The organism is Arthrobacter sp. UYEF36 (genome assembly GCF_040547025.1).
In the GTDB taxonomy this organism is placed as follows: Bacteria; Actinomycetota; Actinomycetes; order Actinomycetales; family Micrococcaceae; genus Arthrobacter.
In genome coordinates this window covers 737917-760745 of record NZ_JBEPOX010000001.1, presented here as the reverse complement: position 1 = coordinate 760745, position 22829 = coordinate 737917, and the positions used below count along the sequence as shown (strand labels likewise).

Below are 22829 nucleotides of genomic sequence, written 5' to 3'. Positions count from 1 at the left end.
GTCGTCAGGGATCACAGTTCCATCTTCCCACCGAAAGGGGCACCCGCACGAGCGGCCGTCACACGAGCAGCAGCACCGCAATGACCGCCGGCAGGAGGGCCTCGGCGATGGCGCTGGCCCACAGCCGCCGCTCCGACAGCACCAGGATGATGCCCAGCAGCACGTGGCCCAGACTCGTGAAGAGCAGCAGCACCCGCCCGGCAGCCGGCTCCGCCCCGGTCAGCATAACGGCGCCAGCGATCGCGCCCACTCCCCAGATCATGTTGTAGAACCCCAGGTTGAACGTCCACATCCGAACGGCGTCCGTGTCCTCCGGTTTGATCAGGAACAGCCGGTGAAAGCGCTGGTCCCGGAAGAAGAACGACTCAAGGATTCCCACGAGGATCAGCACCACCCCGAAAATGACACCCAGAACCTGAATAAGTCCAGTCATACGCAGTATTGTGCCCCCTGATCCGGGGAGCGGCTAGGGGCTTCCCGCCGGTCGCACCTGGCCACTTTATGCGGCGCTAAACGACGACGGCGGCCCGCACCGGAAGGTGGGAGCCGCCGTCGAACGCTGACTCTGACTGAGTCGCTGCCGCCTAGGCCAGGCGGGTCAGCCAGCCGTGGGTGTCCTCGATGGTTCCGGTCTGGATGCCCAGGAGCTGCTCGCGGATGGCCATGGTGGTCTCCCCCGCTTTCGCGTCCTCGGAGCCGATGAATTCGGTGTCGTCCTTGAGCACGCCGATCGGGGTGATCACGGCGGCGGTGCCGCAGGCGAAGACCTCGGCGATCTCGCCGGAGGCCACGCCGTCGCGCCACTCAGCCAGGGTGATCTTGCGTTCGGTGACCTCGCGGCCCATGTCCTTGGCAACCTGGATGACGGACATCCTGGTGATGCCCTCCAGGATGGTTCCGCTCAGCGCCGGGGTGACCAGGGATCCGTCCTTCATCACGAAGAACACGTTCATACCGCCAAGCTCTTCCACGGCATTGTCATTGAACTGGTCGAGGAAGAGCACCTGCTTGCAGCCGTGCGCCTCGGCTTCCTGCTGCGCGATCAGCGAGGCGGCGTAGTTGCCGCCGCACTTCGCCGCGCCGGTACCGCCGCGGCCGGCGCGGGCGTACTCGCGGGAAATCCAGATGGAGACCGGCTTGAGCTCGCCGCCGAAGTAATTTCCGGCCGGGGACGCGATGACGCGGAAAGACACTTCGCGGGCGGCGCGGACACCGAGGAACGCTTCGGTGGCGATCATAAACGGCCGCAGGTACAGCGCCTCGCCGTCGCCGGAGGGGACCCATTCCTTGTCGGCCGCGACGAGTTCGCGGATGGCGCCCAGGAAGTACTCCTCCGGGAGTTCAGGGAGCGCCAGGCGGCGGGCGGACTTGTTCAGGCGGGCGGCGTTGGCCTCGGGGCGGAACGTCCAGATGGAGCCGTCGGCGTGGCGGTAGGCCTTGAGCCCTTCGAAGATTTCCTGACCATAGTGGAGCACCGCGGCGGAGGGGTCCAGGGAGATGGGACCGTAGGCCTCAACCCGGGCATCGTGCCAGCCCCCCGCGCCCTCGGCGTCGACGCTGTAGTCGACGACGGCAGTGTGGTCGGTGAAATAGTTGCCGAAACCCGGGTTCGCCAGGATGGCAGCACGTTCTTCAGCGGACTTCGGGGTTGCCGAAAGATGCTGGGTGAATTCGACGCCATGGGCAGTCTGAGTCATGGTTCCTCCACGGTCGGCTGCCTGGCGTGTGAACGTGGTTCAGCCTTGGACCACGGCAGCATATTGGTGATTCGAAACAAGCTTACGCCCGTTGGCGGAGCCGCCGGCGCCGAGTTCGAGAGGCGCCTACAGGGCGGCGGCGATGGCGTCGCCGATCGCGCTGGTGCTGCGGACCGCGGTGCCGCGGCCCGCGACGTCGGCAACCACGGCCGCTTCGATCTTACGGGCGGCGCCGCCGTAGCCGAGGTGGTCCAGGAGGAGCGCGGCGGAGAGGATGGCCGCCGTCGGATCCGCCTTCTGCTGGCCGGCGATGTCAGGCGCTGAGCCGTGGACCGGTTCGAACATGGACGGCGCGGTGCGTTCCATGTTGATGTTTCCGGATGCGGCGAGGCCGATGCCTCCGGTGATCGCGGCGGCAAGGTCGGTGATGATGTCGCCGAAGAGGTTGTCCGTGACGATCACGTCGAAGCGCGCCGGATCGGTGACCATAAAGATCGTGGCGGCATCGATGTGCAGGTAGTCGTGGGTGACCTCGGGGAACTCCTTGGCCACAGCCTCCACGGTGCGCTTCCAGAGGTGGCCGGCGAAGACCAGGACGTTGTGCTTGTGCACCAGGGTGAGTTTCTTGCGCGGGCGGTCGTTGGCGCGGCGGAAAGCATCCCGGACCACGCGTTCCACACCGTGGGCAGTGTTGAGCGAGACCTCGGTGGCGACCTCGTGCGGGGTCCCGGCGCGCAGTGTGCCGCCGTTGCCCACGTAGGGGCCCTCGGTGCCTTCGCGGACCACGATGAAGTCGATGTCACCGGGGTTCGCGAGCGGGCTGCCGACACCCGGGTAGAGGCGGGACGGGCGCAGGTTAACGAAGTGGTCCAGGCTGAAGCGCAGCTTGAGCAGCAGTTCACGCTCGATGATGCCGGAGGGGATCCGGGTGTCGCCCGGGGCTGCCCCGACCGCACCGAAGAGGATGGCGTCGCGGGTACGGAGATCGGCGAGGGTTTCCTCCGGCAGGGTCTCCCCCGTTTCGAGCCAGTGCTGCGCACCGAGCTTGTAGTAGGTCTGCTCCAGCACAATGCCCTCGGCGGCTGCGGCCTTCTCAAGGACCTTCACGGCCTCGGCGGTGACCTCGGGGCCAATGCCGTCGCCGGGAATGACGGCCAGATCAATCGTGGATGCGCTCATGTTTTCAGCGTAGCCAAGAGATCCACATGCTGGTCAAGTTGTCTCATTATTCGAACAGCCGAATCTCCCCGTTACGGCCCGGCGTCACGGCCCCCGGGCTGGTGTGGCAACCACCACGACGTTCTTCCCCCAAGGATCCTCCGTGTAGCAGCTGATTAGCACCACGCGGTTCGGGACGGCGTCCCAGACGGGGCTGTCCTTGAGGGTGGACTTTGTGTACGTGGTGACTGACTCCACGGCGTAGCGGAGTACTCCCGTCCCTGTGGCCACGGTGAATTCGTCCCCCGGTGCGGCGTCCGAGCTCAAACGGTTGAACGGTGCGTCCAGTCCTTCCCAGCTGTGGCCGATGACGTAGGTGGTGTTGTCGGAGCCGACCCCTGGTGTTCCGAAGGGAGTGAGCCAGTATCCGTCCATTGTCTCCGGCGGCACGATGCTCCGGCTTTCAGCGGCGCCGCTCCCCGGCTCCAGGGGGTGAACCACCACGTCCATGCCCGCCTCCGGGTAGGTGATGCGGTGCGGGACGGAAGCCGCGGGACCCTGCCCTGCGGGCTCCGGAACGGCGGGCTCCGGAACTGCGGGCGGGGCGGCGGAGTCCCCGGCCGGAAGCAGCGCCGCAATGCTTTCGGTCGGGACAGCGGAAGCAGACCTGGCCGACGGCGGCGCGGAGGTTCCGGTCAGGGACGTCGCCTCCGCCGGCTCCAGGCCGGAAGCCGCCGGCGAGTGCCCGGGCCCGGTCGCTGCGAAGAACAGCCAGGCGGCGAGGAGGCCCAGCACACAGGCGGCCAGCAGGAACCTGTCCCTGGGGCTGAGCGCCAATCCCCGGACACCGGGTGCCCGGCGTCGGCGGACCTGGCGGTGACTGCTCATGGGGGCTCCTGTTGACGTGCCTGCGCTCGGGAAACGGAACATGCGGGCGGGCGCTGCGTCCGCAGCGCCCGCCCGGTACTGCTCCTTCTTAGCCCTCGCTGTTCCTGGCGCGCCGTCCGCCCTGCCAAAGCACCGTGGCCGCCACGGCGGTGAACACGCCGGTCAGCGCCATCAGCCAGATGGGAACGCCGGTGTCCGGGGTACGTCCCACGGCAGTCTGGACGTTGTAGCCGACGTTCGTCTTCGGGGCGGCAGCTGCGGATTTAGCAGCCGGGACAGCCGCTTTCGGGGCCAGGGCGGCGGGTGCCGGTGGGGTGGCCGAGCCGGGCGCTGCGTCCGCTCCCGGGGTTTCCTGGACCGGGTCCGGGGTTTCCTCGACCGGCGGGTCCACCGGAGGATCAACGGGCGGGTCCACCGGAGGATCAACCGGAGGAACGACGACGGCGACGGCGAGGCAATTGTTGGCCAGCAGCGCGAGATTAGCGGGAGTCAGGTTTTGGCCATTGGGGTAAATGTCCCCGTCGTTGGCCGGCACGATGTCGAGCGTGTCATCCGCGTGCGCCCGCAGCGCGTTGAGGTTGATCGTCTCCATAACAAACGGATTCCCTGCCGCGCCTGTCGCATGGCAGATCGTAATCTTCTTCTCCTCCACGGGAGCCGCGTTGGCAGTGGCCGCGGCAGACATGATCCCCAGCCCCACAACCCCCAATGTGGCAATTGCTTTTTTCATGTGTCCGTCGCTCCGTCCAGTCAGAGGTAAAACTGGCTTGACCGCGCGGAGTAACCGTCTTTGAGACCCAGGAACAATCACTATTTGAGACCTCCAACAGCGAATTGAATGGTGACAGTTACTCCCCAGCAGTGTCGTCAGTTCGCTTGCCTTTTCAGGCTAGGCCGGACGCCCCCGGCGGGTCGTGAGTAGGGGGTACCCGTCTAATCGATGGACTAATACGCAATTTCTGCCCGGGGTACTCAGTGCGGGGGTCATTAACTACCTGCCGGTAGCTTGCTGCCGCGGCCGGGCCGCCCGATCGGACGTGAACCGGGCTTAACTACTTGGAAAAGGCTCCCGACCCCCGCGAGTGGAACGCGAACGCTCCCCCACCCTTTGGCCAAGGTGAGGGAGCGTTGAGCGGAGAGCCGCCGGATCTGAGGGAGCGTTGGGCAGCGGCGGTCAGGCCTCCGCAGGCTCCTCGTACTTCGGGAAGACGGGCGCGGGGGCGGGCAGCGCCGTTCCGGCTGCGATCGGGGTGCCGAGGGCGGCGAACTCGCGCGCCTCCCCTTCCGGCTGGCCCAGCGTGTCCAGGATGGCCGCCGTCGGCGCCGGCATGACCGGCTGGGCGAGGATGGCCACGATCCGCAGCACCTCGAGGGTGACATACAGGACGGTGTTCATGCGTTCGACGTCGGTTTTCCGCAGCACCCAGGGCGCCTGCTCGGCGAAATACGCATTCGTGTCGCCCAGGACATTCCAGATCGCTTCCAGGGCGCGGCTGAACTCCTGCTTTTCGAACGCGGCGCGGGAAATGCCCAGCAGCCCGTTCGCCTGGCCCAGCAGCGCGGCGTCCTCGGCGGTGAACCCCGCGGGGACGGGGACGGCGCCGGCGCAGTTCTTCGCGACCATGGACAGGGACCGCTGGGCCAGGTTGCCGAAGTTGTTGGCGAGATCCGCGTTCATCCTGCCCACCACGGCATCGTGGCTGTAGGAGCCGTCCGCGCCGAAGGGCACCTCGCGGAGCAGGAAGAACCGCACCTGGTCCAGGCCGTACTGGGCGACCCAGTCCGCCGGAGCCACCACATTGCCGAGGGATTTGGACATCTTCACGCCCTGGTTGTGCAGGAACCCGTGGATCATGACGCGCTTGGGCAGTTCCAGCCCGGCCGACATCAGGAAGGCCGGCCAGTAAACGGCGTGGAACCGGGAAATGTCCTTGCCGATCACGTGGACGTCCGCCGGCCAGTACTTCCGGAAGGACTCCGACTCGGTGTCGGGGAAGCCGACGCCGGTCAGGTAATTGGTCAGTGCATCCACCCAGACGTACATAACGTGGTCCGGGTTCCCCGGCACGGGGACGCCCCAGTCGAAGGACGTGCGGCTGATGGACAGGTCCTCGAGGCCGCCCTTGACGAAGCTGACGACCTCGTTGAAGCGGTTGTGCGGGGCGCCGAAGGACGGGTGGTCCGCGTAGAGGGCCAGCAGCCTGTCCTGGTAGGAGGAGAGCCTGAAGAAGTAGCTCTCCTCTTCGGTCCAGGTCACCTCGGTGCCGGTTTCGGACGCGTAGCGCAGCCCGTCGGCCTGCACCTCGGTTTCGTCCTCAACGAAGTACCGCTCGTCGCGGACCGAATACCAGCCGGCGTACTTGGAGAGGTAGATGTCCCCGTTGGCTTCCATCCGCTGCCAGAGCGCCTTGGCCGCCTCGTAGTGGTCCGGGTCCGTGGTGCGGATGAAACGGCTCAGGGAGATGCCGAGGTCGTCGCTCATCTGGCGGAAGGCGGCGGAGTTGCGGTCGGCAAGCTCCTTGACCGGGATGCCTTCCTTTTCCGCCGTCTGCTGCATTTTGAGGCCGTGCTCATCCGTGCCCGTCATAAAGAAAACGTCGTAGCCGTCCAGGCGCTTGAAGCGCGCCATCGCGTCGGTGGCGATGACCTCGTAGGCGTGGCCGATGTGCGGCACGCCATTGGGGTAACTGATGGCCGTGGTGATGTAGAACGGGGTCTTTTCAGAAGTTGTCACAGCTTTAACCTAAATCAGTTCGGTGAGGGTATCGCTCTGGCGGACAAGTTCGTGGTCATGTGAAGCCACCAGGACGGCGATGCCGTCGGAGGTGGTGTCCTTGAGGATGCTGATGATCCGGTTGGCCGAGGCACGGTCGAGGCTGGCAGTCGGCTCGTCGACGACCAGCACGCGGGTGCCGAGGATCAGGGCCCGGGCGATCGCCACGCGCTGGCGTTCACCGCCGGAGAGCTGGGCCGGGCGGTGGCGCATGCGCCGGCCCAGGCCGACGAGGTCAAGGAGGTCTTTGGCCATATCGCGGCGCTGGTCCACCTCGCCGTCGGGCACGGCGGGCAGCAGCACGTTCTCGAGCGCGCTCATGCCGTCGATCAGGGCACCGCCCTGGTCGACGTAGCCGATCAGGGCCCGGCGGCGGTCGGCGATTTCGTCGTCGCCCATGGTCTCGAGCGAATCGCCCTCCCAGAACACCCGGCCCGACGTCGGCAGGGTCAGTCCCGCACCGACCGTCAGGATGCTGGTCTTGCCCGAGCCGCTGCGGCCGGCGACGCAGTGCATCTCCCCGGCGTGCAGCGTCAGGTTGAAATCGTCCACCACGTTGACGGCTTCGGCGCCGCCCTTGCCGCCGCCGTAGTGGATGGTGATGTTGCTGAGCTCCAGCGGGGTGGCGTGGTCCGTGGCCTTCACGATCGTGTTGGCGCGCGTCTGGTGGGCACCGCGGCGGGTGCTCTCCGTCATCCGCTCGTGAGCCTCACGGTCAAGGTTCAGGTCGTTGTTCATCGGACCACTTTCGTTGCAATTGGAATCCAGCAAAGTACAGCCACGAACCCGGCGATGGCGGCCCAGAGCGCGGCATAGGGGGCCAGGAGGAGACTCACGCCCAGGGCGCCCAGCACGCCCAGCGGCAGCGCGACGGTCCCCACCATGGCATTTTCGAAGAACCGGACCTGGCCCAGCATGTCCGGGTTCCAGCCCATGGCCTGCAGCGTGCCCAGGTACTGCCGCTTGGCCTGGAGTTCGAAACGGCCGGTGACCATGGTCAGCAGCAGTCCGACGGCCACGCCGGACAGACCGAGAATGATGCTCGGCAGCGCGATGGACGTGGCAGCCAGTCCGCTGAGCGCGCTCGCTCCCGCGGCCCGGGGAATGTCGATCAGCAGGGCTGCCATTCCGCCGACCGCGGCGGCGAAGACGCCGACGGCGACAGCCAGGGAAATGGTGTTGAACTTGTTGGTGCTCAGCTGCCGGTTGGCGAAGGTCAGCGGGGAGTCCACGGCGATGAGCCGTTCATCGTGCTGCGGTTCCTGGTCCACCACGTCGCGGTGGCGGAGCTGCTGGGCGGCGAAGAAGGCCGCCCCCGCGTAGAGCGCCAGCACGGCGGCCGAGACGATCGCCGTGGCCGGGTTCCAGCTGAGCAAGCTGAGGACGATTCCGGCGGTGGCCAGCAGCGCCGCGCCAACACCAAACTCGGCAAGCACCCAGGACCGGATCCGGCGCTGGGTCCAGCCCATGGCGCGCAGGGTTCCGGCCTCGCTGCGGCGCTTGCGGACGTAGCTGACAGTGGAGGCGCCGGTGAGCAGTGCGGCACCGCAAAGCGTCAGGAAGAGCAGGGTCAAGTTGGTGCTGGTGAGGGAACCGGAGACGGCGTCCGCGGCGTCCTGGCGGACCCACGATTGCTGCACGGTGCCGAGCGGGGATTCCTTGCCGGCGTCGTCCTTGGAGTACCCGGGGACAAAGATGCTGGCGTCCTCGCGGGCCGAGCCGGCCACAACCGTGGCCTGCAGGCCCATGTCCCGGATCCCGTTGGCGAGCTTCTCCACCTCGGGCTGCGCCTCTTTCCAGCTGCCGGGCACCTTGGCCCGGACCCGGACGGCGTCGATCACCGAGGCGTTGTCCTCGTAGCCGCGGGCGGCGGCGAGGCCGTAGTAGTCGGTGATGGCTCCGGCGGACTGGCTGGCCAGCCCCGTGGCGCTCAGCGAGGGCTTGAGCTCGGTGTCTGCGACGTCCTTGCCGGAGGCGTCCTTGGTGAGCGTGAACGGCGTGGGATCATATCCGCCCAGGGGCAGGCGGTTGACGTCGCCGGCCACCTCCTTGACCTGCTCGGCGTCGAACGTTCCGTAGACCATGGCGAGCGGCGTGGCGAGCTTCTTGCCGGTCTCGAGGTCTTCGCGGTAGGCGCGCTCGTCCACGGGCTTGCGCTGCGTCTGGTCCACGGGGGCGCCGCTGGCCGATTTCTCCGGGAGCCGGTTCACGGTGACCCATTCGCCGGGCGTGGCGCTCTTGTCCACGGCGCCGTTGCCGGCGGTCGCGCCATCCTGGTACTTCGGGGCGGCGGCGAAGTCGGTGCTCCAGGTCGCGGGGTTGTAGAGGCCCTGGCTGAAGCTTCCGGTGTCACCAAGCAGTTGCGTCAGGTCCTTGGACCCGGGCCAGGCAAGGGCGAACGGGGACTTGGAGACGAACGGCAGGTAGTCCTTATCCAGCGAGCGGGTCACGGTCCCGACGTCCTTGACGACGTTGCCGGAAGCGTCAATTTCCTCGATCTTGACCGAGTACTTGAGATCAAGGGACGTGCCGGAGCGGACGATCAGCGGGATCGCCTGCGAGTTCTCCGTCAACTGGCCGTCGCGCTTGGCCTGCTGGTACTGGCTCATCAGCGGGGCCCAGTACTTGAGCTTGACGCCGAGGAAATCGGGGCCTTCCTTCAGTTCGTCCATGCCGATGCCGGTGGTGAAGAGGCTTTCGAAGTGCCGGCCTATCGCGCCGGCGTTCCGGGCGTCGGCGGGCGGCGCCTTCTCCAGCGGGGCGAGGAAGTCGCCGGCGCTGCCCAGCAGGGCACGCTCGGAAACGGGGTCGACGGCGACGACGGATTCCGTCACCTGCGGAGCGAGCGGCAGGGAGACGGAGAGGTTGAAGAGATTGTGCTCCGAGCCGCCGGCCGGTGCCGGGAACTTGATGCCGGTCTCCCCCTCCGGGCCGGCGATGCGGACGTTTTTGCCGCCGGCGACCTGCTCTTCTATGAGCTCGGCCTTGCCGAGGGATCCTTCGGCCATGGTGTTGAACAGCGTGTGATCGGACTGGCCGTCGGAGCTGACGGCGCTGGCGGTGAGCCGGTAGTTCTTCGGCGTGTCGGAGAGGACCGATTCCGCGGCCGGCCATTTGCTCGGATCAGTGGCGCTGGGGTCCCCCGCGGTGCCGGCGAGCCCGGCGTTGAAGCCGAGGTAGTCGGTGGCATCCAGGCGGGGGGACTCAAGGTTCTGGGTGACGCGGGAGACGAGGCTGATGGGGGCCGCCACGGAGGTGCCGGCGAGCTTGCGGAGGGCGTCCAGCTGGTCGAAGCTGATCCCGCCCTGGCCGGTGGCGATGTCCGGTTGCATGAGCCCGCCGTTGTCGTCGGCCTTGGCCTGGACAAGAATGTCGTAGAGCCCGCGGGAATTCTGGTCGACCGTCCGGTTCAACGCGGCCTGCGACTGTCCCTGCACGAGGACCGACAGGCACATGGCCGCGATCAAAATGGACGCGGTCAGCAAAAGCACTCGGCTTCTGATGAACCTCTGGACGGCGTTCATTGGGCTCCTGAAAGCTGGATTGCGTGCGCACACCTAAGTTCATTCCATGCGGAAGTGAAGGCGTCCCCTGCCGGGTGTGCAAAAGTAAAGGCCGGGCTGCCGGCCGGATCCGAAATTCGGACGTAGCCATTGTACGCAGACCAGCCATGTGTTCGCGGACACCTGCAGCGGTCTGATCCGCCGCAGGTGTCCGCAAGGAAGACGTCAGTCCTCGAGGTCGACTTCGCGCACCATGTCGGCGCCGATTCCGGCCTTGATGGCGTCCAGAACCTGCTGCGGGACAGAGCTGTCGATGGTGAGCAGGGCGAGCACCTGGCCGCCCTCATCCTGCCGTGCGACCTGCATGCCGGCGATGTTGATGTTGTTCATGCCCAGGATGTGGCCGATGGTGCCGATCACGCCGGGGCGGTCCGAGTAGGCGACCACAACGAGGTGTTCGCTGATCGGGATCTCCACCTCGAAGCCGTTGATCCCGACAAGCTTCTGGACCTGCTTGGGCCCCGTCAGGGTGCCTGCGACGGAGATCTGCGTGCCGTCGCTGAGGGCGCCGCGCAGGGTCAGGACGTTGCGGTAGGACTCGGTGTCCGGCGTCGTGATGAGGCGGACGTTGATGCCGCGCTGCTCGGCGATCACGGGGGCGTTGACGTAGGAGACCTGCTCGGTCACGATGTCGGCGAAGATGCCCTTGAGTGCGGCGAGCTCGAGCACCTTCACGTCGAGGGAGGAGATTTCCCCGGCGACCTCGACATCGAACTGGGTGAGCGAGGCGTGCGTCATGGCGGTGAAGATGCGGCCCAGCTTCTCCATCAGCGGGATGCCCGGGCGGACGTCCGGGGCGATGACGCCGCCGGCGACGTTGACCGCGTCGGGAACCAGTTCCCCGGCGAGGGCCAGTCGGACGGACTTGGCCACTGAGACACCGGCTTTTTCCTGCGCTTCGTCCGTGGACGCGCCCAGGTGCGGGGTGACCACCACGTTGTCGAGCTTGAAGAACGGCAGGTCGGTACTGGGTTCCTTGACGAACACGTCGACGCCGGCGCCGGCAATTTCGCCGGACTCCAGTGCCGTGTACAGCGCCTCCTCGTCGATGAGGCCGCCGCGGGCGACGTTGACGACGTACGCGGTGCTCTTCATCTTCTTGAAGGACTCGGCGCCGAGCATGCCGACGGTCTCCGGCGTCTTGGGCATGTGGATGCTGATGAAGTCCGACTGCGCGAGCAGCTCGTCCAGGGTCACCAGCTGCACACCGAGCTGGGCGGCGCGGGCCGAGGTGATGTAGGGGTCGTAGGCGAGGATCTTGGTGTCGAAGCCCTTCAGGCGGGCGGCGACGAGGGCGCCGATCCGGCCCAGGCCGATGATGCCGATCTTCTTCTCGAAGAGTTCGATGCCGGTGTACTTGGAGCGCTTCCACTCGCCGTCCTTGAGCGCGGCGCTGGCCTGCGGGATGTGGCGGGCGAGGCTCAGGATGTGGCCGACCGTGAGTTCCGCGGCGGAGACGATGTTCGAGGTGGGGGCGTTCACCACCATGACACCGGCCTGCGTGGCAGCCTTGATGTCGACGTTGTCGAGGCCGACGCCGGCGCGGGCGATCACCTTGAGGTTCTTCGCGGCGGCGATGGCTTCGGCGTCCAGCTGGGTGGCGGAGCGGACCAGGATCGCGTCGACGTCGGCGATCGCAGAGAGCAGCTGGGAACGGTCGGCGCCGTCGGTCTGCCGGATTTCAAAGTCCGGGCCAAGGGCCTCGATCGTGGCGGGCGAAAGTTCCTCAGCGAGGAGTACTACAGGTTTGGTGCTTGTCACCGGTGACCTCTTTAGCTCTCTTGTATATCAGGTGGGGATTTTGGTGCAACGGGGTGGCGCGGATGGTGCGGGTGGTGCTCAACAGCAGGAAAGCCGGACCCCAGAAATGGTGTCCGGCTCCCCTGCCGGTCAGTGCCTAGCGGGCTACTGAGCCTTCGGTGTAGTCGTCTTCGTTCTTGATCCAGGAGAACAGCTTGCGCAGTTCGCGGCCGGTGGCCTCGATCGGGTGGTCCTCACCCTTCTTGCGCAGCGCCTTGAACTCGGGGGCTCCGGCGTCCTGGTCGTCAATGAAGCGCTTGGCGAAGGTGCCGTCCTGGATGTCCGCCAGGACAGCCTTCATGTTTTCCTTCACGTCCGGGGTGATCACGCGCGGGCCGGAGACGTAGTCGCCGTATTCAGCGGTGTCGGAGACGCTCCAGCGCTGCTTGGCGATGCCGCCCTCCACCATGAGGTCAACGATGAGCTTGAGCTCGTGCAGCACCTCGAAGTAGGCAACCTCGGGCTTGTAGCCGGCTTCGGTGAGGACCTCGAAGCCGTACTGGATCAGCTGGGAGGCGCCGCCGCAGAGGACCGCCTGCTCGCCGAACAGGTCCGTTTCGGTCTCTTCGGTGAAGGTGGTCTCGATGACGCCCGCACGGGTGCCGCCGATGGCCTTGGCGTAGGACAGGGCCAGTTCCTTGGCCTTGCCGGACGGGTTCTGCTCGACGGCGATCAGGTCCGGCACGCCGCGGCCGGCTTCGAACTCGCGGCGCACGATGTGGCCCGGGCCCTTGGGGGCAACGAGGGCGACGTCGACGTCTGCCGGGGGCTTGATGTAGCCGTAGCGGATGTTGAAGCCGTGGCCGAAGAACAGGGCGTCGCCCGGCTGCAGGTTCGGGGCGATGTCCTCGGCGTAGACGTGGCGCTGGACCTGGTCCGGGGTGAGGACCATGATCAGGTCGGCTTCGGCGACGGCGTCCGCGACGTTCAGGACGCGCAGGCCCTCGGCCTCGGCCTTGGCGCGGGACTTGGAGCCCTCCTGGAGGCCGACGCGGACGTCAACACCGGAATCGCGCAGGCTGAGGGCGTGGGCGTGGCCCTGGGAGCCGTAACCGATGACGGCGACGGTGCGGCCCTGGATGATCGACAGGTCGGCGTCGTCGTCGTAAAACATTTCAGTCACTGGGGTGTCTCCTTTTGAGTGGATTCGTAGGTGGTGCTTGTCGGTAAAAATCTGTCTGAAGCTGGTGGTGCTGAGGCTGCGCCTTACGCGCTGCGCAGGGCCCTGTCGCTCATGGAGCGGGATCCCCGCCCGACGGCCAGGGTGCCGGACTGCACGATTTCGCGGATGCCGAAGGGCTCGAGCACTGAGAGAAGCGCGGTGAGCTTTTCGGGGTGGCCCGTTGCCTCAATGACCACGGACTCTGTGGAGACGTCGACCACTGATGCGCGGAACAGGTCTGCCGCCTGGGTGACCTGCAGCCGTGTTGCGGCATCCGCACGTACCTTGACCAGGATGTGGTCGCGCTGTACGGAAGATTCGGAGGTGAGCTCAACGATTTTGATCACGTTCACCAGCTTGTTCAGCTGCTTGGTGATCTGTTCGATCAGCTCACCGTCGGCGTCGACGACGACGGTCATCCGGGACATGCCCGGAACTTCCGTCGGCCCGACTGCCAGGGAGTTGATGTTGAAGGCCCGGCGCGCGAAAAGGCTGGCGACGCGGGTCAGCACACCGGGTTTGTCTTCGACCAGAACGGACAATGTGTGGCGGGTCATGTTCAGTCCTCCTCTTCCCATTCCGGGGTCATGTTGCGGGCAACCTGGATCTGGTCGTTGCTGACTCCGGAGGGGACCATCGGCCACACCATGGAGTTGGGGCTCACGACGAAGTCAATGACCACGGGGCGGTCGTTGATCTCCAGGGCCTTCTGGATGGTGGCGTCGATGTCCTCGTCGCGGTCGCAGCGGAACGAGGCGCAGCCGTAGGCGTCCGCCAGCTTGACGAAGTCCGGGATCCGGACGGTGTCGTGGCCGGTGTTGAGGTCGGTGTTCGAGTAGCGGCCCTCGTAGAACAGGGTTTGCCACTGGCGCACCATGCCCAGCGAGGAGTTGTTGATGATGGCAACCTTGATCGGGATTTTGTTGATCGCGCAGGTGGCCAGTTCCTGGTTGGTCATCTGGAAGCAGCCGTCGCCGTCGATTGCCCACACCACGCGGTCCGGGTTGCCCACCTTGGCGCCCATGGCGGCCGGTACGGCGTAGCCCATGGTGCCGGCCCCGCCGGAGTTCAGCCAGGCGTGCGGGCGTTCGTACTTGATGAACTGCGAGGCCCACATCTGGTGCTGTCCCACGCCGGCGACGTACACGCCTTCGGGGCCGGTGAGGGCGCCGATGCGTTCGATCACGCGCTGCGGGGCGCTGAGGCCGTCGTCGGGTTCGGTCCAGCCCAGCGGGTAGGTCTCCTTGAGGTTGTTCAGGAAAGCCCACCAGTTGGTGTAGTCCGGGGTGCCGGAGACGGCGAACAGCGCGCGCAGGGCCTCGCTGAGTTCCGGGATGATCTCCTTGACGGAGCCCACGATCGGCACGTCGGCGGTGCGGTTCTTGGAAATTTCGGCCGGGTCGATGTCCGCGTGGATGACCTTGGCGTTCGGGGCGAAGGACTTCAGGACTCCGGTCACCCGGTCGTCGAAGCGGGCCCCGAGCGTGATCAGCAGGTCCGACTGCTGCAGCGCGGTCACGGCGGAGACCGTGCCGTGCATGCCTGGCATGCCGACATGCTGCGGGTGCGAGTCCGGGAAGACTCCGCGGGCCATCAGGGTGGTGACCACGGGGGCGCCGGAGAGTTCAGCGAGCTCCAGCAGTTCCGCCGAGGCGTGCGCCTTGACGACGCCGCCGCCCACGTAAAGCACGGGCTTGCTGGCTGCCGCGATAAGCCGGGCGGCCTCGCGGACCTGCTTGTTATGGCCCCGGAGCACGGGGTGGTAGCCGGGCAGGTCGATCTTGGGCGGCCAGGAGAAGGTCATCTGCCCCTGCTGGGCGTCCTTGGCAACGTCCACCAGGACGGGACCCGGACGGCCGGTCGAGGCCAGGTGGAACGCCTCGGCCATGACATGGGGGATGTCGTTGGGGTCGGTTACCAGGAAGGAGTGCTTCGTGATCGGCATGGTGATGCCGACGATGTCCGCTTCCTGGAAGGCATCGGTGCCAATGACTCCACTGGAGACCTGGCCGGTGATGGCCACCATCGGCACGGAGTCCATGTGGGCATCCATGATGGCGGTGACGAGGTTGGTGGCACCCGGACCCGAGGTGGCGATGCAGACGCCGACCCGTCCGGTAACCATGGCGTAGCCTTGCGCGGCGTGGCCGGCTCCCTGTTCGTGACGGACCAGAACGTGGTTCATTCGGGAAGCCATCAAGGGGTCATAGGTGGGCAGGATCGCGCCACCGGGCAAACCAAAAATATCCTCCACGCCGAGTTCTTCGAGCGAGCGGACAATTGCTTGTGAACCGGTCATCACCGTCGGGGGTACGACGTTGTTCGGCCCAAGGACAGGAGAGACGGCAGCAGTGTCGACGCCGGCGTCAGCCGGACGCTCGACGCGTTCCGAAGCCTTGGTGGCTCCAGCGGACTTATTGGCCATCAGCGAGGGGCTGATCGGCGATCCTTTGCTCATCGGACTCTTCCTTTGTGGATCTTCGGTTGGATCTTCGGTGATCGTAAAACGGCAGGTACCCAGTGATGCTGGTGTACCGGTGGTGCTGAAATAAAAAAACCCCTCAGCCTGGCGGCTCTTCGAGGGGTTTGCGCGTGACGGTTCGTTACCAGTGGAGGCTATGGAGCCACGCGCTTGGTAAGTACGACGGAGACACCTGCAGTGGCGCCAGCGGTAACGAATGCGATCATGCGTTCAGTTTTCCCTCTTAGTGAGACGCGTGTCAACGAGCCTGCGCCCTGTCTCACTATTTGGACTTCGTTGTCCACAGTCTGGTCCTGCAGAGCGGGAGTCTCCTCCCCCGGGGTACGGCGCGGACGCCGTGCCCCCGGGGCCCCCGGAGCCGCCCTTATTAAGCCTGGTCACCCAGGCCTGGAAAATCACCCGCAGTAGGCACCGGTGGAGGCGCTGTGGACGAGTTTGGCATACTTGGCGAGCACACCCTTGGTGAACTTGGCCGGGATCGGCTCCCAGCCCACCTTGCGGGATTCGAGCTCCGCCTCGTCGACCAGGAGATCGAAGCTGCGGGCGGCGATGTCCACGCGGATCCGGTCGCCGTCCTGAACGAAGGCGATGGGGCCGCCGTCGACGGCTTCCGGGGCAACGTGGCCGATGCAGAGGCCCGTGGTTCCGCCGGAGAAGCGGCCGTCGGTCAGCAGCAGCACGTCCTTGCCCAGGCCTGCACCCTTGATGGCGCCGGTGATGGCGAGCATTTCGCGCATCCCCGGTCCGCCCTTGGGGCCCTCGTAGCGGATGACGACGACGTCGCCGGCCTTGATCTGGCCCTTGTCGAGCGCATCCAGCGCACCCTGCTCGCGTTCGAAGACGCGGGCGGTGCCCTCGAAGACGTCGGCGTCGAACCCGGCGCTCTTCACGACGGCACCCTCGGGCGCCATCGTTCCGTGCAGGATGGTGATGCCGCCGGTCTTGTGGATCGGGTTGTCCATGGCACGGAGGATCTTGCCGTCCAGGTCCGGCGGGTTGATTGCCGCCAGGTTCTCCGCGACGGTCTTGCCCGTGACGGTGAGGCAGTCACCGTGCAGCAGGCCCGCGTCGAGCAGCGCCCGCATGATGACCGGCACGCCGCCGATCTTGTCGACGTCGGTCATGACGTAGCGGCCGAACGGCTTCAGGTCACCCAGGTGCGGGATCTTGTCGCCGATGCGGTTGAAGTCATCCAGCGTCAGCTCGACCTCGGCCTCGCGGGCTATGGCGAGCAGGTGCAGGACGGCGTTGGTCGAGCCGCCGAAGGCCATGGTCACGGCGATCGCGTTTTCGAACGCCTTCTTGGTCATGATGTCGCGGGCGGTGATGCCCTTGCGCAGGAGGTTGACCACTGCCTCGCCGGACTTGCGGGCGAAGTCGTCGCGGCGGCGGTCTGCCGAGGGCGGGGCGGCCGAGCCGGGCAGGGACATGCCCAGGGCCTCGCCGATGCAGGCCATGGTGTTGGCGGTGTACATGCCGCCGCAGGCGCCTTCGCCCGGGCAGATGGCCTTTTCGATGCGGGTCAGGTCTTCCAGGCTCATCTTGCCGGCGGCGCAGGCGCCCACGGCTTCGAAGGCGTCGATGAGGGTGACTTCCTTTTCGGAGCCGTCCTCCAGCTTGACCCAGCCGGGCATGATGGAGCCGGCGTAGAGGAAGACGGCGGCGAGGTCCAGGCGCGCGGCTGCCATGAGCATGCCGGGCAGGGACTTGTCGCAGCCCGCCAGCAGCACGGAGCCGTCGATGCGCTCGGCCTGCATCACGGTTTCCACGGAGTCGGCGATGACTTCACGGGACACCAGGGAGAAATGCATACCCTCATGTCCCATGGAGATGCCGTCAGAGACGGAGATGGTGCCGAACTGCATGGGGAACCCGCCGCCGGCGTGCACGCCCTCCTTGGCGCCCTGGGCGAGCCGGTTCAGGGAAAGGTTGCAGGGAGTGATTTCATTCCAGGAGCTGGCCACACCAATCTGCGGCTTGGCGAAGTCGTCGTCGCCCATGCCGACCGCCCGGAACATCCCGCGCGCGGGCGCGGCGTGGATTCCGTCGGTAACGACCCGGCTGCGGGGCTTGATGTCCGGTTTGGTGTCTGTCGCTGTTTGGGTGTCCTCACTCATGGGTCAAAGTCTATGGCTCCGTCGCGGGGCCCAACGACCCGGAAGGGAGCATTAAGCGTAAAACCGGGAATGTTGCGACCAAATAGTGGACTCCCGTCTCACGTGGTGGACAAATGGTCGCGGAGCGGGTCAATTGAGGTGAGCGGCGTCACGCAGCTCCGGGGCTTCGGCGACGGACTGCGCTTCGGCTTTGAGCAGGGTGAGCACCTGCTGGATGGTGGTCCGGGCGGCCACGTCGGGCCGGGCAAGGGCGACAATACTGCGGCTGGCCTTGACCCCGGCCAGCGGGCGCAGCACGAAGCCGCGGCCCTGGTTTTTCAGTGCCGTGTAGCGCGGGAGCAGGCTCAGCCCGTGCCCGGCGCTGACCAGGGCCTCAAGGACCCGCAGGTCGGGAAACGTCTGGGCGCGGACCGCAGGTGAATCGGCCTGCACTTCGATCTGGCGGAGCACGGTGTCGAAGGGGAATCCCTCGGGAACTCCCATCCACGGGAAGCCAATGACGTCCTCCGCCCGCAGCGTTGCCTTCCCCGCGAGCGCATGGCCCTCGGGGATGGCGACGTCGAGGGGCTCGTCAAGGAGCGGCACGACCGTCAGTCCCAGCCGGGCGAAGACGTCCGGCCCATCGACGCTGTGGGCCAGCACGATGTCATAGTCGGACGTCAGGCCCGCGAATCCGGCCACGTTGGGGTCCTCGAAGTGCGCCTGGAAGCGGAGACCGTCGATCGATTTGACGCGGTGCAGGAGCCCGGGGAGGAACATCTCGGCGGCGCTCGGGAAGAACGCGGCTTTGACATGGGTCTGCCAGCCGCGCCGGTACGTGTCGATGGTGGCCTCCGCGCGGGCCATGGCGGTGGAGACCTCGGCAGCCGCTCCCGCCATCGCGAGTCCAGCCTCGGTCAGGCGCACTCCCCGGCCCGACTTCTCCACCAGCACGACCCCCAGTTCCTCCTGCAGGGTCTTGAGCTGCTGCGAGACGGCGGAGGGCGTTACCTTCATGGCCTCCGCCGTGGCGCCGACCGTGCCGCGGTCGGCGAGCTCGCGGAGAATACGCAGTCTCTTGAAATCCATGAGGAGAGGCTACAGGGCGCCGACTTGGAGGCTGGACAGCCCCCTTGACGCAGACGTACCGTCAAGCGACGGCAACCTTTGCCTCATGGACAGAAAGGCTCTGCTATGGATTGGATCATCTGGCTCGTCGTCATTGTGGCGATTGTCGCGATCGTCTGGTGGCTGCTTAACCGCAACAGCTCCCGCGGCAGCTCCGGCTCCGGAGGCACCGGGACCGCAGCCACCCACGATTCCGCCCCTCCCCACGTGCACGACGCCGACCACGACGCCCCCCACCGCGGCGCCCTTTCAGGCGGCGGGTCTGCCGCTTCCGCATCGGCAGCGGGCCTCGCCTGGATGCCGACCGCTGCCGGTTTCAACCAGGCAGAACCCGAAGCCGAACCGGAACCCAAGCCCGACTCCGTCGCGGCCGCCGACGATGAAGCAGCCGCTGAGGCGCATGCTGCAGCGCGCGCGGCGGCGGCACGCCCTGCACCGGCCCCCGCAGCCGAGCCCGCCGCTGAGGCGGCAGGTGATGCTGCCCCGGCCGGGGCGAGCCCCGAGTGGGAAACCCAGTGGTCCGAGACACCGCCGGCCGAGCCGCATGCCGAGCTCCATCAGAAGCCGGGTTCCGGCAGCCATGGCGACCACACGGCGGCCGCGGCCGCAGGCGGTGCGGCGGCGGCGGCAGACGTCCCGGTGCACCACCCTGAATACACCGAGGCCCACGCCCCCACCCTCCCCGGCGCCGAATCCGCCGCGGCTGAGACTGAGCCTGCTCCCGGCTTTGACGCGGCGGCCGAAGCAGGCCGGACCGCCGAGCCGGCAATACCGACGGCGCAGGCACAGGCGCAGGCACAGTCACCGGAGCAGGCAGCGGCACCGGCACCGGCACCGGAGCAGGCAGCGGGTGGAGCCAGCCTTGCCGAGGCCGAGACCCGGCAGACGGCCATGTCCTCGGCTGCGTCCGAGACGGCAGTAGGCCACACGGCCGAACCCTCCGGGCACCTCGCCGTCGACCAGCCGTATGGCGAGGGATCGGCAGCACCGGCTCCCGATGGCAGCGGTCCCGAGGGCTTCACGGTCAAGGGCAACGCCTCCTCGATGGTCTACCACGAAGAGACCAGCCCCGCCTTCGAGGAAACCCGCGCCGAGGTCTGGTTCCTGTCCGCGGCGCACGCCGAGGCTGCGGGCTTCCGGCCGCCGCGGCGGACGCGGCAGTAGCCCGGTGAACGGGCGGCTGGGAACCGGGGAACGGAAGCCGGGGCACCGATGATGAGGACGAGGGCAGGGCGGTGGGCGGGCCTCCCCGTTGCCGTCGCGATCGTGCTGAGCGGCTGCACCCCGGGCGGCGGCGGCAGTTCCACACCCGACGCCACCGCTCCCCCGGCCAGCGGCAGCACCGCGACAACCCCCGGCCCCGAGGGGTCCGCCCCCGCCGGGAACCGGTCGGGCGTCGACCAGCCGACCTTGGTCGAAAAGATCGACGCCGGGCTGCAGGTGCCATGGTCCACGGTCTTCCTGCCGGACGGCACAGCCGTCATTTCCGAACGCGAGACCGCCCGGCTCCGGGCCATCGCGCCCGGCTCAGGCAACGGCAAGGCCGGCACGATTGGAAAGGTGCCCGACGTCGTCGCCGACCGCGAGGGCGGGCTGTTGGGGCTGGCGCTGTCCCCGGACTTCGCGAGGGACCGGTACCTCTACGCTTATTTCACCTCCGCGAGTGACAACCGGATCGCGCGGCTGCGCCTCGAGGAACGTGCCGGAAAGTTGGAGCCGGGACCGTCGGAGGTCATCTTCAAGGGGATCCCCAAAGCATCCACCCACAACGGCGGGCGCATCCGGTTCGGGCCGGACGGCCACCTGTACGTCGGCACCGGCGATTCGCAGCGCCGCGGGCAGCCCCAGGACGTGAACGCCCTCGGCGGCAAGATTCTGCGCATCACTCCCGAGGGACGCCCTGCGCCGGGCAATCCCTTCCCGGACAATCCGGTGTACAGCCTGGGCCACCGCAATGTCCAGGGGCTCGCCTGGGACAGCGCCGGCCGGCTGTGGGCGAGCGAATTCGGACCCGAGGTCGACGACGAGCTGAACCTGATCGTGCCCGGCGGCAACTACGGCTGGCCGGAGGTCACGGGCGCGCCGAACCGCGCCGGGTTCCTCGACGCGAAGGTGGTGTGGCCATCGACGGCGGAGTCCTCTCCCAGCGGGCTTGAAATCGTCGGCGACACGGCGTACCTCGGCGCGCTTCGCGGCCAGAGGCTGTGGGCGGTCCCCCTGAACGGCGAATTCGCCGGTGATCCTGTGAGCTATTTCACACGGATGTACGGCAGGATCCGAAACGTCTCGCTGGCTCCGGACGGCCGCCTGTGGGTGCTCAGCAACAACAAAAACCCTGATTTTGTGCTGGTTTTGCAGCTGCCGGAGTGAGCCCCGGGCCGGCGCCCGGCCCGATTTCACACTCCGCCCAAACTCGTGTAGAGTTTCATGTCGTTGCGGAGAACAACGCGGGAACAAAAAGACCGCGGGGAACGAAAACAACAGATGCACCTCTAGCTCAACTGGCAGAGCAATTGACTCTTAATCAATGGGTTCCGGGTTCGAGTCCCGGGGGGTGCACCACCAAAGAAACCCCGTCTTCACTGGCCACAAGCCATGAAGGCGGGGTTTTCGTTTGTCTTAATCTGGACCCGCGGGGAATTTGCCCTGTTGTGCAGTGAACGGACCGTAGACTCGGCGCATGTCTGGTGCTGGGGGAACACGAACAGTCCGCTGCACTGCGGCATTCATTGGCGGCCTCCTGCTGGCCGGAGGCCTGGCCGCCTGCGCCTATGAGGACGGGGTTGATCCGCAGCCGACGCCGGCCAAGCGAACCCACCGGCCTGCGCCCACAGTCCCGGCGAAGGACAAGGACGTCCTAAGCGTTGAAGCGCGCAACTTCGCAGAACTGCATCAGCGCCTGGCAAAGGCCCCAGGGTCAGTCCTCCTGGCCGACGCCGGCCCGGCTGACGGGCCCGGGGTCGGCTTCAGCAAAGCAGCAACCGTACTGGCAGCCGGTCCCCACACTGTGTCCGCAGCCTGTGTGGGCGCCTCACAGGCCCAGATCGTCCTGTCCCAGGATGGGGCCGGGACCGAACCGCTATCGCTGGTCTTCGATTGCTCAGGAGTCCAAACCCGGGTTGTCCAACTGCAACGAGGGTACGTCAGTGCCCACCTGACCCGCCAGGATCCGACCGGCGCATGGACCGGGGCAGTCGCCGGCATCAAAATCACGGTCCCTTAAAAGCTGGCCGGCCCGCGGCTAAAGCCCGGCGAAGGGTCGGCCCGAAAGGTTAGGAGTCACGCCGGACCGCAGCAGCCAGCTGGAAGTGGATGGGCAGTGCCAGCTGCACCGGTAATGCCCCGACCGGCTCGTCGAGCAGCTCATTGATGGAGGTCTGCCCTTCGAGCTGCACCGTCGGTTTCGGATCCATCCCTTGAGCCTAGGCGCAGGTGGCGTCCGCTTCGATGAGGGACACGGAAACGCCCGGACCGGAAGGTGGGAGTTCCGGACAGGTTCGGAGCGGGCTGGCCTGTGGCCTAGTTGGCCTCGACCGGCATGTTCGGTTCAACAGGGGTGACAATCGCCTTCACATCGGACGAGGAAATCCTGGTTGCCAGTTCCCTGACAACAGCTTGAAGTTCCTGCCGCAAGACATCGGGGTCGATGGAGGCGGCAGCGAGCACGGAGCGTTCCATGTCCGCGGCTTCAGCAACTGCTTCGCGGCCCCGGTCGGTCAGGGACACCACGTGGCTGCGGCGGTCGGAGGCGCTGCGCTGCCGGGAAATGTGGCCGTGTGCTTCCAGCCGGCTGAGCGTCTTCCCCATGGTCTGCGCCTGTACACGCACCAATTGGGCAAGTTGCGCCTGGGTCATGGGTCCGTTGACGGAGAGCACTTCCATGGCGATGACCCCGGCATGGGTCAGGCCAATGGCCCCCAATTTTTCGTTCCAGGAGTGTTCAACAAGGCGTGCTGCCGTGGACAATAGGCGCCCAGTGGGCCAGCGATCCATATCAGGCATACCAATGAGTATAGCGAGCCTGGGATTCGGCGCCGCCATCGACGCTCATTAAGCTTAGTATCTCGCCGCTAAAGACCATT

Annotated in this window: 19 protein-coding genes and 1 tRNA gene; 4 read left to right on the top strand and 16 right to left on the bottom strand. The window is 66.7% G+C overall.

The window, feature by feature from the left end; genetic code table 11:
* Positions 1–58: 58 nt before the first annotated feature.
* From ABIB29_RS03575 to ABIB29_RS03510, 14 genes are all read right to left on the bottom strand, one after another.
* Positions 59–433, bottom strand: a complete 375-nt coding sequence (locus tag ABIB29_RS03575) for a DUF1304 family protein (RefSeq protein ID WP_354170085.1) — start codon at positions 431–433, stop codon at positions 59–61.
* A gap of 151 nt (positions 434–584) precedes the next feature.
* Positions 585–1697 (bottom strand): branched-chain amino acid aminotransferase, encoded by a 1113-nt coding sequence (locus ABIB29_RS03570; RefSeq protein ID WP_354170083.1) that lies wholly within the window; start codon positions 1695–1697, stop codon positions 585–587.
* Positions 1698–1823: 126 nt separating this feature from the next.
* On the bottom strand, positions 1824–2876 hold the full coding sequence (locus ABIB29_RS03565) for a 3-isopropylmalate dehydrogenase (RefSeq protein WP_354170081.1): 1053 nt from the start codon (positions 2874–2876) through the stop codon (positions 1824–1826).
* A gap of 84 nt (positions 2877–2960) precedes the next feature.
* Positions 2961–3743, bottom strand: coding sequence for a class F sortase (locus ABIB29_RS03560; RefSeq protein WP_354170079.1), 783 nt, complete (start codon positions 3741–3743; stop codon positions 2961–2963).
* A gap of 88 nt (positions 3744–3831) precedes the next feature.
* The gene (locus tag ABIB29_RS03555) at positions 3832–4473 is read right to left on the bottom strand and encodes a hypothetical protein (RefSeq protein ID WP_354170077.1); all 642 of its coding nucleotides are present in this window, start codon (positions 4471–4473) and stop codon (positions 3832–3834) included.
* 444 nt (positions 4474–4917) lie between these two features.
* Positions 4918–6477, bottom strand: a complete 1560-nt coding sequence (gene metG, locus ABIB29_RS03550; protein ID WP_354170075.1) for a methionine--tRNA ligase — start codon at positions 6475–6477, stop codon at positions 4918–4920.
* A gap of 9 nt (positions 6478–6486) precedes the next feature.
* Positions 6487–7254 (bottom strand): ABC transporter ATP-binding protein, encoded by a 768-nt coding sequence (locus ABIB29_RS03545; RefSeq protein ID WP_502915538.1) that lies wholly within the window; start codon positions 7252–7254, stop codon positions 6487–6489.
* The gene (locus ABIB29_RS03540; protein WP_354170073.1) at positions 7251–10040 is read right to left on the bottom strand and encodes an ABC transporter permease; all 2790 of its coding nucleotides are present in this window, start codon (positions 10038–10040) and stop codon (positions 7251–7253) included. The genes ABIB29_RS03545 and ABIB29_RS03540 overlap by 4 nt, the downstream gene beginning before the upstream one ends.
* A 204-nt stretch (positions 10041–10244) precedes the next feature.
* The gene (gene serA / locus ABIB29_RS03535) at positions 10245–11840 is read right to left on the bottom strand and encodes a phosphoglycerate dehydrogenase (protein ID WP_354170071.1); all 1596 of its coding nucleotides are present in this window, start codon (positions 11838–11840) and stop codon (positions 10245–10247) included.
* A gap of 136 nt (positions 11841–11976) precedes the next feature.
* The gene (gene ilvC / locus ABIB29_RS03530) at positions 11977–13002 is read right to left on the bottom strand and encodes a ketol-acid reductoisomerase (RefSeq protein WP_354170069.1); all 1026 of its coding nucleotides are present in this window, start codon (positions 13000–13002) and stop codon (positions 11977–11979) included.
* Positions 13003–13085: 83 nt separating this feature from the next.
* Positions 13086–13598: an acetolactate synthase small subunit gene (ilvN, locus tag ABIB29_RS03525; protein WP_069952167.1), complete on the bottom strand. Its 513-nt coding sequence runs from the start codon at positions 13596–13598 to the stop codon at positions 13086–13088.
* A 2-nt stretch (positions 13599–13600) separates the two neighbouring features.
* Entirely contained in the window at positions 13601–15499 is a 1899-nt protein-coding gene (locus ABIB29_RS03520) for an acetolactate synthase large subunit (RefSeq protein WP_354170067.1), read from the bottom strand.
* Positions 15500–15918: 419 nt separating this feature from the next.
* The gene (ilvD, locus tag ABIB29_RS03515) at positions 15919–17640 is read right to left on the bottom strand and encodes a dihydroxy-acid dehydratase (protein WP_354170065.1); all 1722 of its coding nucleotides are present in this window, start codon (positions 17638–17640) and stop codon (positions 15919–15921) included.
* 129 nt (positions 17641–17769) lie between these two features.
* The gene (locus ABIB29_RS03510) at positions 17770–18708 is read right to left on the bottom strand and encodes a LysR family transcriptional regulator (protein ID WP_354170063.1); all 939 of its coding nucleotides are present in this window, start codon (positions 18706–18708) and stop codon (positions 17770–17772) included.
* Between the two features lie 105 nt (positions 18709–18813).
* Here ABIB29_RS03510 and ABIB29_RS03505 point away from each other — a divergent pair, with 105 nt between their 5' ends.
* The 4 genes from ABIB29_RS03505 (at position 18814) to ABIB29_RS03490 (ending at position 21970) form a co-directional block, all read left to right on the top strand.
* Positions 18814–19911, top strand: a complete 1098-nt coding sequence (locus ABIB29_RS03505; protein ID WP_354170061.1) for a sunset domain-containing protein — start codon at positions 18814–18816, stop codon at positions 19909–19911.
* Between the two features lie 48 nt (positions 19912–19959).
* Positions 19960–21117 carry a PQQ-dependent sugar dehydrogenase gene (locus ABIB29_RS03500; protein WP_354170059.1) on the top strand — a complete coding sequence of 386 codons (1158 nt, stop codon included), beginning with the start codon at positions 19960–19962 and terminating at the stop codon, positions 21115–21117.
* A gap of 116 nt (positions 21118–21233) precedes the next feature.
* Positions 21234–21309, top strand: a tRNA-Lys gene (locus ABIB29_RS03495).
* A gap of 118 nt (positions 21310–21427) precedes the next feature.
* The gene (locus tag ABIB29_RS03490; RefSeq protein WP_354170057.1) at positions 21428–21970 is read left to right on the top strand and encodes a hypothetical protein; all 543 of its coding nucleotides are present in this window, start codon (positions 21428–21430) and stop codon (positions 21968–21970) included.
* Positions 21971–22019: 49 nt separating this feature from the next.
* Here ABIB29_RS03490 and ABIB29_RS03485 read toward each other — a convergent pair whose 3' ends face one another.
* Positions 22020–22160 (bottom strand): hypothetical protein, encoded by a 141-nt coding sequence (locus ABIB29_RS03485; RefSeq protein ID WP_354170055.1) that lies wholly within the window; start codon positions 22158–22160, stop codon positions 22020–22022.
* Between the two features lie 106 nt (positions 22161–22266).
* On the bottom strand, positions 22267–22740 hold the full coding sequence (locus ABIB29_RS03480; RefSeq protein ID WP_354170305.1) for a MarR family winged helix-turn-helix transcriptional regulator: 474 nt from the start codon (positions 22738–22740) through the stop codon (positions 22267–22269).
* Between the last annotated feature and the right edge of the window lie 89 nt (positions 22741–22829).